This window comes from Dyella flagellata (genome assembly GCF_030160275.1).
GTDB lineage: Bacteria > Pseudomonadota > Gammaproteobacteria > Xanthomonadales > Rhodanobacteraceae > Dyella_B > Dyella_B flagellata.
Window position 1 is genome coordinate 27,705 of sequence record NZ_BSOA01000031.1, and the last position, 12,744, is coordinate 40,448.

General features: G+C 61.0%; 7 protein-coding genes. 4 read left to right on the forward strand and 3 right to left on the reverse strand.

The window, feature by feature from the left end:
* Position 1 precedes the first annotated feature (1 nt).
* From QQJ96_RS14230 to QQJ96_RS14240, 3 genes are all read left to right on the forward strand, one after another.
* The gene (locus tag QQJ96_RS14230; protein ID WP_284332678.1) at positions 2 to 1,180 is read left to right on the forward strand and encodes an efflux RND transporter periplasmic adaptor subunit; all 1,179 of its coding nucleotides are present in this window, start codon (positions 2 to 4) and stop codon (positions 1,178 to 1,180) included.
* Between the two features lie 62 nt (positions 1,181 to 1,242).
* Positions 1,243 to 4,446, forward strand: coding sequence for an efflux RND transporter permease subunit (locus QQJ96_RS14235; protein WP_284332679.1), 3,204 nt, complete (start codon positions 1,243 to 1,245; stop codon positions 4,444 to 4,446).
* Positions 4,443 to 5,921: an efflux transporter outer membrane subunit gene (locus QQJ96_RS14240; RefSeq protein ID WP_284332680.1), complete on the forward strand. Its 1,479-nt coding sequence runs from the start codon at positions 4,443 to 4,445 to the stop codon at positions 5,919 to 5,921. Before QQJ96_RS14235 ends, QQJ96_RS14240 begins: the two co-directional genes overlap by 4 nt.
* Positions 5,922 to 5,961: 40 nt before the next feature.
* Here QQJ96_RS14240 and QQJ96_RS14245 read toward each other — a convergent pair whose 3' ends face one another.
* On the reverse strand, positions 5,962 to 6,636 hold the full coding sequence (locus tag QQJ96_RS14245; protein WP_284332681.1) for a Fe2+-dependent dioxygenase: 675 nt from the start codon (positions 6,634 to 6,636) through the stop codon (positions 5,962 to 5,964).
* A 139-nt stretch (positions 6,637 to 6,775) separates the two neighbouring features.
* On the opposite strand from QQJ96_RS14245, the gene QQJ96_RS14250 reads away from it, so the two are divergent.
* On the forward strand, positions 6,776 to 8,338 hold the full coding sequence (locus tag QQJ96_RS14250; protein WP_284332682.1) for a tetratricopeptide repeat-containing sulfotransferase family protein: 1,563 nt from the start codon (positions 6,776 to 6,778) through the stop codon (positions 8,336 to 8,338).
* An 89-nt stretch (positions 8,339 to 8,427) separates the two neighbouring features.
* Here the strand turns inward: QQJ96_RS14250 and QQJ96_RS14255 are convergent, their stop codons facing one another.
* Both QQJ96_RS14255 and QQJ96_RS14260 read right to left on the reverse strand, forming a co-directional pair.
* Positions 8,428 to 11,655, reverse strand: a complete 3,228-nt coding sequence (locus QQJ96_RS14255; RefSeq protein WP_284332683.1) for a TonB-dependent receptor — start codon at positions 11,653 to 11,655, stop codon at positions 8,428 to 8,430.
* A 289-nt stretch (positions 11,656 to 11,944) separates the two neighbouring features.
* Positions 11,945 to 12,733: an AMP nucleosidase gene (locus QQJ96_RS14260; protein ID WP_284332684.1), complete on the reverse strand. Its 789-nt coding sequence runs from the start codon at positions 12,731 to 12,733 to the stop codon at positions 11,945 to 11,947.
* Positions 12,734 to 12,744 lie beyond the last annotated feature (11 nt).

Consider the following 12,744-nt stretch of genomic DNA (forward strand, 5'->3'; position numbering starts at 1 on the left):
CATGCCCTCCAAGCGCGCGCCCATGCTGGGCCTCGCCATCGCCGCTGTCATCCTTGCCGGCCTTGGCTATCTCTGGCTCGCCCATCGCCAGTCGCCCGCACCGGCAGCAAACGCCGGTACCGACACGCACAGCGTCACCCTCAGCGATACGCAGGCCAAGCAGGTTTCGGTGATCGAGGTGGGCATGCATACGTTCGATACCTGGCGCCGAGCGGTGGGCAACATCGACTATGACCAGGGCCGCCTTGCCCAGGTCTCCAGTCCGTATGCCGGGCGCGTGGCGAGCGTGGCGGCGGAGGAAGGCGACCCCGTGCGCAAGGGGCAATTGCTGTTCACCATCGACAGCCCCGATCTGCTGCAAGCCGAGTCCGCCCTGCTCGCCGCCGATGGTGTGCTCGCGCTGAACCGCAAAACGCTCGCGCGCGCGCAAAAGATGCTGACCATCCAGGCCAGCGCACAAAAAGACGTGGAGCAGGCGATCTCCGACGAGCAGACCGCCGAAGCGAGCTATCGCGCGGCACGCAAAAACCTGCTGCTGTTCGGCAAGAGCGAGGCGGACATCGACCGCTTGCTCGCCACGCGCAAAGTGGAGGGTGAGCTGCGCATCCTCAGTCCGTTCGACGGCATCGTCGCCAATCGTTCGCTGGCGGTAGGCGACCTGGTACAACCCGGCGGCGCCCCTACGCCGTTCATCGTGGCCGATCTTTCCAGCGTGTGGATGATGGCGAATATGCCGGAAGATGACGCTTCGGCGCTGAAGCTGCATCAGCCGCTCACCGTCACGATTCCGGCTTTGCCGGGGCGCACACTGCATGGCGAAGTCAGTTACATCGCCAGCGCCGTCGATCCGAGCACGCACACCGTAGTCGTGCGCGCGGATATTCCCAATCCGGATCGCGTATTGCGTCCGCAGATGCTGGTCAACACCGCCGTGCAAACGGCCACGGCGGAACACTCGCTCGCCGTACCCGAAAACGGCGTAGTACGCGAAGGCGACGGCACCACCATGGTGTACGTCACGCAAGACGGCCGCCGCTTCGAACAGCGCACCGTAAAAGTCGGCAAACGCCAGGCCGGCATGGACCAGATTCTCGATGGACTGAAGGCCGGCGAACGCGTCGCCGGCGAAGGCGCTCTGTTCCTCGACAACATGCTGGTGCAGCAGCCGGATGACGATTGAGCCATTGCGCGCGCATCGCTTTCCACTCTTAGACACCTTCAGCTATAGAAAAGGCGTTACCCGTGTTACGAGGCATCATCGCTTTCGCGCTGTCCCGACGTGCCGTTGTGATGATGGCCTTGCTGGCGTTCATCGCTGCAGGTCTGATGGCGTACAGCAAGCTCAACATCGAGGCATATCCGAACCCGGCGCCGGTAATCCTGGAGATCACCGCGCAGGCGCCGGGGCTGTCGGCAGAGGAAATGGAGCGGCTCTACACGCGCCCGATGGAACTTGGCGTAGCCACTACACCGGGTGTGGACAATATTCGCTCCACGTCCTTCTACGGATTATCGTTCGTACGCGTCACCTTCAAGTACGGCGTCGACTATAACTTCGCCTATACGCGCACCGCGATCAATCTGCAGCAGAATGTCAGCCTGCCCAACAACACGCAGCCACAGATCCAGGCATCCAGTCTGGTCGGGGAAATCTTTCGCTACCAGTTGGAAGGACCGCCGCATTACGGCCTGACCAACTTGCGCACGCTGCAGGATTGGGTAGTGTCGCACCGCCTGCTGTCGGTGCCGGGCGTGGGCCAAGTGGTGACATGGGGTGGCACCACCAAGGAATACCATGTCGACGTCGACATGCCGAAGCTGCAAGGCTACAAGATCACGCTGCCGCAGGTCATCACCGCACTTGGCAACGCCAACGGCAATGTCGGCGGGCGCACGATCAACCTCGGCCAGCAATCGGTCAACGTGCGCGGCGTCGGCCTGATCGCCGATACCAGCGACATCGAGCATGTGGTGTTGTCGCAGAACAACGGCACGCCTGTGCTGGTAAAAAACGTTGCCGACGTCACCGTCGGCGCGGCACCGCGCCTGGGCAAAGCCGGTCGCGACGATCAAAGCGACGTGGTAACCGGCATCGTCGTTATGAATCCCACTGAGCGCACCAGTGAAGTGGTCGCGCGCGTGCAGGCCGAAGTGGATCGGCTCAATCACGACGGCACCCTGCCGCCGGGGGTGAAGGTGGTGCCGTTCTACGACCGATCCACCCTCGTGGGCGTCACCACGCATACCGTGCTGCACAATCTGATCTTCGGCTGCCTGCTGGTGTTTCTGATCCAGTGGGTCTTCCTGGGCGACTTGCGCAGCGCGCTGATCGTGAGTGCGAACATTCCGATCGCCCTGTTCTTCAGCATCATCATCCTGGTACTGTGCGGCGATTCGGCCAACCTGCTTTCGGTAGGCGCCGTGGACTTCGGCATCATCGTCGATTCGGCGGTGATCATGATCGAGAACATCTTCCGCAATCTGCAGAAAGGCGAGCATGAGCGCCGGGAACTGCTGCACTACTACGCCGAAAGCCGTGGCGGCGCCGGCCCCGTCGGCCCCGGCAGTCATGGCTGGACCGACCGCATCCGCATGCTCTATGTCAGTGCGATGCAGGTGGATCGCGCGGTGCTGTTCTCCTCCGCTATCACGGTAGCAGCGTTCATTCCCTTGTTCACCATGCAAGGCGTTGAAGGTCAGATCTTCAATCCAATGGCGCGGACGTACGCGTATGCCTTGTCCGGTGCGCTTATCGCCACTTTCACGGTTACGCCAGTGCTCGCCTCGTTGCTGTTGCCCAAGCAAGTAAAAGAAGTCGAGACCATCTTCGTGCGCGCCATTCGCCACGTGTACTCACCGATACTGCGATGGGCTTTGCAGCGACGCAAACTCACCGTGGGACTTGGGCTAGGCTTCCTGCTGGTGGCGGCGATGCTATTGCCGCGCATCGGCACCGAATTCCTACCCTCGCTGGAAGAAGGCAACCTGTGGATCCGCGCCAGCATGCCGCCGACCATTTCGTTGGAGGCCGGCATGAAGATGGTCGACCGCATGCGGCATATCATCAAGACGCATCCGGAAGTCATCACCGTGGTATCGCAACACGGCCGTCCAGATGACGGCAGCGATGCAGCCGGCTTCTACAATGTGGAACTTTTTGTGCCGTTGAAGCCAGAAGGGGATTGGCCACCCGGCGACAGCAAGGCCAAGCTGGTTGCCGGGCTGCAAAAGGAATTCAACGCCGAATTCCCAGGCGTGGGCTTCAACTTCTCGCAATACATCCAGGACAACGTGGAAGAGGCGCTTTCCGGCGTGAAAGGCGCCAATGCCGTGAAGATCCTGGGTCCCGATCTGGGCGAACTGGAACGGCTCGCCGCCGAAGTAATGCATCAAATGGAGCAGGTGCGCGGCGTGCAGGATCTGGGCGTGTTCCACGTGCTCGGCCAGCCGAACCTCAACATCACCGTCGACAGGGCCAAAGCCGCACGCTATGGCCTCAATACCGGCGACGTCAATGCGGTGGTGCAGGCTGCTCTGGCCGGCACGCAGGCAACGACGGTGCAGGAAGGCGAGAAGCAATTTGCGCTGATGGTGCGCCTGTCGCCGCAATACCGCACCAGCATCGACGCCATCGGCAATGTCATGGTTGGCTATACCAATTCAGCTGGGAACACTGCGTACGTACCGTTGCGTGAAGTGGCGAGCATCTCGCTGGACACTGGCGCTTCCTACATCTACCACGAACGCAATGAGCGCTATATCCCGGTGAAATTCAGCGTACGTGGCCGAGATCTAGGCAGTACTGTGGAAGAGGCACAGCAGCGCATTGCCAAGCATGTGAAGCTGCCCAGCGGTTACCACCTGGCATGGGCCGGCGAGTTCTCCGATATGCAGCAAGCGAAACAACGCATGGCCGTGGTGCTACCGATTGCCATAGGTTTGATCCTGGCCCTGCTCTTCACCCTGTTCAACTCCATGCGCGACAGCTTGCTTACGCTGGCGTCGATTCCGTTCTCCATTGCCGGCGGCATCATCGCGCTGTACTTGTCGGGTCTTAACCTGAGCGTGTCGGCCGCCATCGGCTTCGTGTCGCTGTTCGGCGTTTCGGTAATGAACGGCATTCTCGTCATCACCTATTTCAATCACCTGCTGTTCGAGGGCAGAACGCCGATGGAGGCGATGTACCTGGCCGCGGAACAGCGCATGCGTCCCATGCTGATGACGGCGTTCTCGGCCTGTATTGGCCTGTTTCCTGCTGCCATTTCGCACGGTATCGGCAGCCAGGTGCAACGTCCGCTCGCCACGGTCGTGGTGGGGGGCATGCTGTTGGGACCGATCATGCTGCTGATCGTGGCGCCTGCCTTGCAGGTGATCGTGGTGGAATGGTCACAGGCGCGCCGTGCGCGACGGCGGCAGCTCGCGGGCGAGGAAGGAGGTGCGACATGAAGACTCGCATGCCTATTTGCCTGCGTAGCCTGAGCATGTTCGTGATAGCCGCCCTTTGCGCCGGCTGCGCAGTCGGCCCTGATTACCATCGCCCCAGTGCGCCGTCGCCGGATAGCTTCACGCGAGCCCCCACGCCTACGGCGATCGGCGCTGCCGCAACACACGACGCGCAGCGATTCCTGCAAGGCGAAGCGGCTTCACGCGACTGGTGGCGCGCGTTCGAGTCCCCCGCCTTGAACGATCTGGTGCAGCGCGCACTGGCGCACAATCCTTCGGTCGACGCCGCGCAAGCTGCGCTTCGTCAAGCGAGGGAAGATGTCGCCGCCCAGCGCGCCAGCTTCTTTCCTACCCTGCAAGCCAGCTACTCGCCCTCGCGCAACCGCAATGCGGTAGGCACCATCTCGCCCACGCTCAGCTCCGGGCAAACCTACTACACCTTGCATACGACGCAATTGACCGTGGGTTATGTGGCGGACGTGTTCGGACTCAATCGCCGCACGGTTGAATCGCTGAGCGCGCAGGCCGATATGCAGCGCTATCAGTTGGACGCGACGTATCTTACCCTGGCCGCCAATGTGGTTAACGCAGCCGTACAGGAAGCCGGCCTGCACGCGCAGATCGAGGCGGCCCGCGCCACGATCCAGGCCGATGCGCGCGCTCTGTCCATCCTGCAGCAACAAGCCGTATTGGGTGGTGCAACAGCCTTGGATGTCGCAACCCAGGCCGCCGCACTCGCGCAGGCCCAGCAAAATCTACCCGCACTGCAGAAGCAGCTCGAACAGACACGCGACTTGCTCGCGGTGCTTACCGGCGAACCGCCGTCGCAAGCTGGCAACGCCGATCTCGACTTGCAAGCACTGCATCTACCGCCGACCTTGCCGCTAAGCCTGCCGGCGCAAATCATCCGCCAGCGCCCGGACGTGCTGGCAGCCGAAGCCCAGGTGCATGCGTCCAGCGCGCAAGTCGGCATCGCCGTGGCCAATCGCTTGCCGCAACTTTCGATCTCGGGCCAGTTCGGCGGCAGCTCCACGCAATTCAGCCGCATGTTCGCCGATGACAACGTATTCTGGAATCTCACCGGTACGGTGTCGCAAACACTGTTCGACTTCGGCGCATTGAAGCATCATCAACGCGCGGCGGAAGCAGCGCTGGATCAGAGCAAGGCCCAATACCGCAACGTGGTACTGACCGCCTTCCAGAACATCGCCGACACGCTTTACGCACTCGACGAAGACAGCAAGGCACTCGCCGCCGCCGTCCAGGCGGAAACCGCCACGCGCAAGACTCGCGATCTTACTGAGCAACAATTGCAGATGGGCGCCGTCAATGCGCTGGCGCTGCTCAGCGCCGAACAGGCCTATCAGCAGGCGGTAAACACCCGGGTCCAGGCCGTGACCACCCGCTATACCGATACCGTGGCGCTCTACCAGGCGTTGGGTGGCGGCTGGGAAGGAAACAGCCAAGCAAAGCAATAGTCGGTACGCCGCGCTCACGCGCGTTCGCAGGCAGCCTCGCTCAGGTTTCCGCCCACATGCGGATCAGGTTCGCGCGGGACTTGCTGATCAGGTCGAATGCCTGGCTCTTGCCTTCACGCTTGAAGGTCAAATGCTTGGCGTTTTCCATATCCCACAAGACTTCCCGTTTCGCCGGATCGCGCACCTGGCTTTGCACCCAGATGATCGCCGCATCGCGCACTCCGCGAGTGACCGGTGTGACGTGGTGCAAGGTGTTGGCGGGATAGGCGATCGCGGCACCTGCCTCCAGCTTGAACTGGCTGCTGATGCCATTCATGAAGACGGTCAACTCACCGCCGTCGTAGCTTTGGGGGTCAGAGAGAAAAATAGTAATGGCAATATCGCTGCGGATCGCATTGCTCATGCTGCCCATTACCGGGGTATCCACGTGGGGGCCGTATTCCATGCCTTGCGAGTAGCGGTTGAACAAGACCGAGGTTGCCATCGCCGGCAGCAAGGCCGCCTGCAATTCACCACTGCGCATAAAGGCTTCGCGCACGATGCGGGCAATCTGCTCATATTCGGGCGCGCCCTGGGTCACCTGTAGATTCCGCTTTACCTCACGCGCGGACCAACCGGCCGTGCCGGCTCCGTCAACAAAAGAAGCACTCTGGAGCCCGGACCGGATGGCTGCCAGTTCTTCAGGACCGAGGACGGCGGGGACACAGTGAATCAAGGCGGTAATCCTTCATGAGCTTGCATGACGCCATCCATGGTAATCGCACCTCCCCCTGAAGCGGAACAGGCGGTTTTTTGCCGTGAAGAGCATGCAAGACTTAAAGTTCGGTTCTGCAACCCTTGGCATCAGGTAGCCCATGTCGCCTCCCTCTCTCTCCCCCGCAGCCGGCCAGTGGCTGAGCGAAGCCGGCAAGGCGCTGTCCCAGGGGCGCCCGGATTTGGCCGAGCAACCCCTGAAACGAGTCCTGGCCGAGGCACCGGGCTTTGCCAACGCGCAGTTCCTGTATGGCATAGCCTGTCAGATGCGTGGCGATAGCCACACAGCCGCCGAGTACATGCGCAAAGCCTCGCGGCAACGCCCTGATGACCCGAACATCCTCACCAATCTGGGCGGCGCCCTTTACGATTCCGGCGCCACCGAGGAAGCGTTCGTCTGCCTGCGCCGAGCTACGGAACTGGCCCCCCTGCAAGCATCCTTCTGGTTCAACCTCGGCAAAGCCCTGAAATTGCATTGGCAACTGGACGAGGCCGCGGGCGCTTTGCGACGCGCCCTCAATCTGGACGAACGGCATATCTCTGCGCGCAATACGCTGGCCGATATTTTCACGATACGCGGCAACATCGCCGAGGCCGTCGCCGAATACCGCAAAGTGCTGGCGATGCAGCCCGATCAGGCGCATGCCTGGCAGTGCCTGGCCAATCTGAAAACCGAGTCGCTGACCCTGGAGGACGCCAAGCAGATCCAGCGCGCCCTGCAAAACCGGCAGCTTGCGCCGGAGGTGCGTGTATCGCTCGGCTTCAGTCTGTACAAGGCGCTGGAAGACCAGCACCAATACGGTGAGGCGTTTCAGGCATTGCGCGAAGCCAATGCACTCAAGCGCCAGCTGATCCAGTGGGATGCCGCGGCGGAGCGCATTCACATCGATGCCGTCATGGATGCATTCGGCCATCCGTTGCCGACACCGCTCGACCCAAGCCTTGGGCAAGAAGTGATCCTGATCGCCAGCCTGCCCCGTTCCGGATCGACTTTGGTCGAGCATATCCTTGCCTCGCACCCGCTGGTGGAAGGCGCCAATGAGATCCCCGACCTGTCACAGGTTCTCGACGAAGAATCGAAACGGCGCGGCAAAGACTTTCCGCATTGGGTAACCGATGCTACGGCGGAAGATTGGGCGCGCCTGGGCAAGGACTATCTGGCCCGCACCGCTCGCTGGCGCGCCAAGCGCCCTTATTTCACCGACAAAGGACTGCAAAACTGGCAGTGGGTCGGCGCCATTCGCGCCATGCTGCCTGGCGCCAGGATCATCGACTGCCATCGCGATCCGGTGGAAACCTGTTTTGCCTGCTATCGCCAGTTGTTCAGCGAAGGCATCCATTTCAGCTACGACCTGGGCGACCTGGCCAGTTGTTATAACGACTACCAGCGCCTTACCGATTATTGGCAGCAACGTTATCCGGGCCACGTCTTTGACCTTTCCTACGAGACGCTGGTACGCGAACCCGAAGCACAGATCCGGCGACTGCTTGCATTCTGCCAACTGCCCTTTGATGCCGCATGCCTCTCGCCACACCAGACTCAACGTGACGTACACAGCACGGCTAGTGCTGCGCAAGTACGCCAACCCATACGCGGAGATACCGCACGCAGCCCACGCTATCGGGACTTTCTCGCCCAGTTGATCCAGCACCTGGATCACTGAAACGAAGAAGGCCGCCGGTTGCCCGGCGGCCTTCTTGCTTTTTCCCATAGCCGACACCTTCCTTGGCGCCGGTGAATGCTCGCTGGGAATTACCAGTCGTACTTCACGAAGAATTCCATGTAACGCGGCGCTTCCGTCGACTCGGCAGTGTGGTAGACCGGGTTGTAAATGTACGTACCCGAGTTGTTACCCGAGGCCGAACCACCGTTACCGATAGCGTACTGGGTGTAGTACAGCGTCGGCTTCTGCTCGTTGGTGATGTTGTGAATTTCCCACTGCAGGGTGAGGTGCTTCTTGGCCCACTCAGGCGTGTAGGTCAAGCTCAGGTTGAGCTGATGAGTCCACGGCGTACGGCCACTGGTGCCCGGAGGAGACGGCTGGCCGCCATAACCCACGCCAGTCGCCGAGTTGGAACTCGGCACGCCACCGCAGAAGTGCTGGTAGGGGCCGTTATAGGCATCGGCGAAAATGGTCGGACCGAAACCGCTCAAGCAGACGTTCGGCGCACCCGACTGCATGATGAAGGTACCGCTGACCATCCATTCCGGCGTAATGGCATAGGAGCCGAACGCCTTGATGGTGTGCGTATGGTCATTGGCCTGATCACCGTTGGAGTAGGCCATGATGTCCGGGAAGTCCCACTGCGCCGTGGTCGAACCGGAGAAGCCGCCATTCCTGGAGTTGGTGATCTGCCCGATGGCGGTGTCGGTCGGACCTTCGGTCGTACCGTACGACCTGGAGAACAGGTAGTCGATCTTGCCGTACCACTTGCCGTCCCAGGTGTGTTCCAGGAAGGTATCCAGGGCGTAGTACTTACGCGACGGCGTGGGGAAGCCGATGAAAGGCTGGCCCGCCGTATAAACGCCCGCACCCGTATTCGGATTCCAGATCACCTGGCCCGTGGGCGACCCTTGGCATGGGATGTAGTTGGTCTTGCCAGGGTTGACCAAGCCTGCTGCGCAACCGTACGGATCTTGCAGATCGGTATCGTCGACGAGGTTGCCTGCCTTCTCCCAGGTCGCCTGCGAACCGATCACCAGACCGGTATCGCCGAGCATCTTCTGGAAGCCCAGCACGTATTCGTCCTGGTACTGCGGTTTGAGGTTGGTCGAGGCGTAGTCCTTGATGTTGCCAGGGACGCCATTCTCACCGTCCGACGAGAAGAAGCCTGGAGTAGTCACACCGGGAGCCAAGGTGGTCGGAACCACGGTCAGCCCGGTCGGAGAACCATTCGCATTGATGCCGGTGTAGGTATAGGTGATGTTGCCGTTGATCGAGCTGAAGGCCGTGTTACGTGCGGCCAGGCCCGCCGGCAACGCCAGGTAGTAACGACCTGCGTTACCGAACACCTTCAACGTGCTGTCGCCAAACACGTCCCAGCTAAAGCCCAGGCGCGGCGCCCATTGCGGGCTGTTTTCCTTGACGTAGGGTTCGCCGCCGGGACCGGTGTTTTCGAACTGGTCGTTGCGCAGGCCGAGGTCGAGCAGCACGTTGGGCGTGACCTGCCACTTGTCTTCCACGTACTGTGCCTTCTGGCGAACCGCAATACGGACGTCCTGGTGCACAAAGGTTTGCTGGACGTAGTTGCCGTAACCCGGGTTGCCGATAAACGGCGCGTTCGAGAAGGTTGACGGTACGCCTACTACGTAGTTCCAGGAACTGCCGTTGATGATGTCGGAACCGTCGTTATCGTCGCGGTACTGGATGTTGTCGATACCGAACTTGAGGTCGTGGGTGGCCGTGACCTTCCAGTCAAGGTCGATGCGCAGGTTCTGGGTCTTGGTCTTGTGGCCCGGATTGGTCGAGGTCGTTTCAACCAGGTTCGGGACGGAAACGCCCGGCGGCACGGCTACGCCGGAACCAAAGGTCACCGGAGATTCATTACCGCCACCCAGGCTGCGGAAGTAGTTGGCCGTCATCAGGCCGTACTGCATTTCCAGCGTGAGGTCGTCGGTGATGTACGAGGTGTACTTCAGGATGCCGATATTGTAGGTGTCTTTGGACAATACGCCCGGACCGTAGTAGCCGGCGACCTTCTGGTCCGTGTAGTCGTAGTTGTAGTAGTTGCTGCTGGTCTCGTTGAACTGGGTTCTGACGCCCGTCAACTCCAGCACGTTGCTGTCATTGATGTTCCAGTCCAACTTGCCATACAGCTTGGGGCTGCTGGTAGCCGTCGAATGCCAGTAACCCTGCGGCGTCGTTACGCCAAAATTCTGGATGCCGTTGTCGTCGCTGTCGTGCTCCCATTCGGCAGTGAGGAAGAAGAACAGTTTGTCCTTGATCAGCGGGCCGCTGATGTAGGCGTCATACACATTCGACCAGTTGCTGTTCTGCTTCTTGCCCGTTTGGATCCGGCCGTAACCGGGAGCATAGTTCGTCGTACCCTGGCTGGAGGCCAGATAAGGGGTGGCAACGGGGTTGGTCGGAGACACCGTCGTCAGCGCACCCACCGGCGTCAGCGGGTTGTTGTAGTGCACATTGTCGAAGTTGCCCTGGGCCCACTCCGGACGGAACGCCACGTACACGCCGGCATGCCACTGATTGCTACCGCGCTGGCCGATCTGGCTGATCACGCCACCGGTCGAACGACCGTATTCGGGACCATAGCCGGAGGTGATGGTCTGCTGCTCGGCAATGGCGAAGTAAGGCAGCGAAATGCCGCCCGCGCCACCGACCGGGTCGGTGGTGTTGAAACCGTTGAGGTAATAGGCGTTTTCCACGACGCTGTTGCCGCCCATGGAAACCAGCGGCGAACCACTCGGGCCGGTGCCCAGGGAGGAGCCGCCGCCGTTCACGCCGGGAGCCAGCAGCGCAATCGCTTCAGCGCTGTGGGCGATCGGCAGCGTCTTCAATTGCTGCGCGGTCATCACCTGGGTCTGACGGGTGGAGGACACGTCGATCGCAGGCAGCGAGTTGGCCGTAACCGTGACGGTCGCGAGGTTCTTCGCGTTCTCGCCTGCGGCAGCGGTAAACGCGACCGGGGTGCCGCCCTGCACGGTAACCTGCACATGATCGCGCGAAGACACCACGTTGCCGCCCTGCATCAGCGACACGGTGTAGTCGCCCGTCGGCAATTGGTTGGCGCCGTAGCGGCCATCGCTGCCGACCTGTACTTCGCGGGTCAGGCCAGTCTGGGTGTTGACGATGCGGACCGTCTCACCAGCAGCCACCGGCGCGGTACCGAACACGGAACCGGTGGTGGCCTGCGCCAGTACCTGTCCCGAAAACCCAAAACCCATCGCCACTGCAACGGCCAACGCAGTGTGACGCACCGGCATCCGGTTCGATGCCAACTTGATCTTCCTATTAATACTCATTCAATGCTCCCCAGCAGCTAGTAGTCAAAGAGGCCCAAAACCGTCAGCGATCGCCCCTGCCCGGCGCGAGTCCCACCCCGGCCAGATCACGCGCGGACGGTTTTTCTCCCCCATCCCCGACAAATTGCCAGGCCGAAAGCGGTGCTTAACGGCCCTTTAGCATTTGTTATCCCGAAAATTAAGGGCTCGAACCAATGAAAGTCAACGGCAAATAATTACGGATGAAAGCAATAACTTACGATTGGCAAATAATTGCGGGGCCACCCACAGGAAAAAGTTCCCGGTGAAATCATTCCCCCAGCTCATCCTCGAAGCGCAGGTGCTTGACGCTTCGGCCATTGCGGCGCACCAGCTTCAGTGCCTCGATGCCTACCCGGATATGTGCCTCCACATAATGCGCGGTGACATTGCGGTCGCTCGATTCGGTCTTCACCCCCTCCGGGATCATCGGCTGGTCCGAAACCAGCAATAGCGCACCACAGGGGATGTGGTTGGCGAAGCCAGCGGCGAAGATCGTGGCGGTTTCCATATCTACCGCCATGCAACGCGTGCGGCGCAGGTATTCCTTGAAGGTTTCGTCGTGCTCCCACACGCGGCGGTTGGTCGTGTAGACGGTGCCGGTCCAGTAGTCATGGCCGAGGTCGCGAATCATGGTCGAGACACCGCGCTGCAATTGGAACGCCGGCAATGCCGGCACATCCGGCGGCAAGTAGTCGTTGCTGGTGCCTTCGCCGCGAATCGCGGCGATCGGCAGAATCAGGTCGCCAAGCTGATTCTTCTTTTTCACTCCGCCGCATTTGCCCAGGAATAGCACGGCCTCGGGTTGTATGGCGCCCAGCAGATCCATCACGGTGGCCGCATTGGGGCTGCCCATGCCGAAGTTGATCAGGGTGATGCCGTCGGCGGTTGCGCTGGGCATAGGTCGGTCGCGGCCTTGCACTTCCACACCATGCCATTGCGCGAACAGGTCGACGTAATGGCCGAAGTTGGTGAGCAGGACATGACGGCCGAATTGTTCGAGCGACACGCCCGTATAGCGCGGCAGCCAGTTGGTGACAATCTCTTGTTTGGTTTTCATTGGTGAGCCTC

Coding starts and splice junctions, on each gene's coding strand:
- QQJ96_RS14230 (WP_284332678.1), top strand. CDS start 2: ATGCCCTCCAAGCGCGCGCCCATGCTGGGCCTCGCCATCGCCGCTGTC.
- QQJ96_RS14240 (WP_284332680.1), top strand. CDS start 4,443: ATGAAGACTCGCATGCCTATTTGCCTGCGTAGCCTGAGCATGTTCGTG.
- QQJ96_RS14255 (WP_284332683.1), bottom strand. CDS start 11,655: ATGAGTATTAATAGGAAGATCAAGTTGGCATCGAACCGGATGCCGGTG.
- QQJ96_RS14250 (WP_284332682.1), top strand. CDS start 6,776: ATGTCGCCTCCCTCTCTCTCCCCCGCAGCCGGCCAGTGGCTGAGCGAA.
- QQJ96_RS14260 (WP_284332684.1), bottom strand. CDS start 12,733: ATGAAAACCAAACAAGAGATTGTCACCAACTGGCTGCCGCGCTATACG.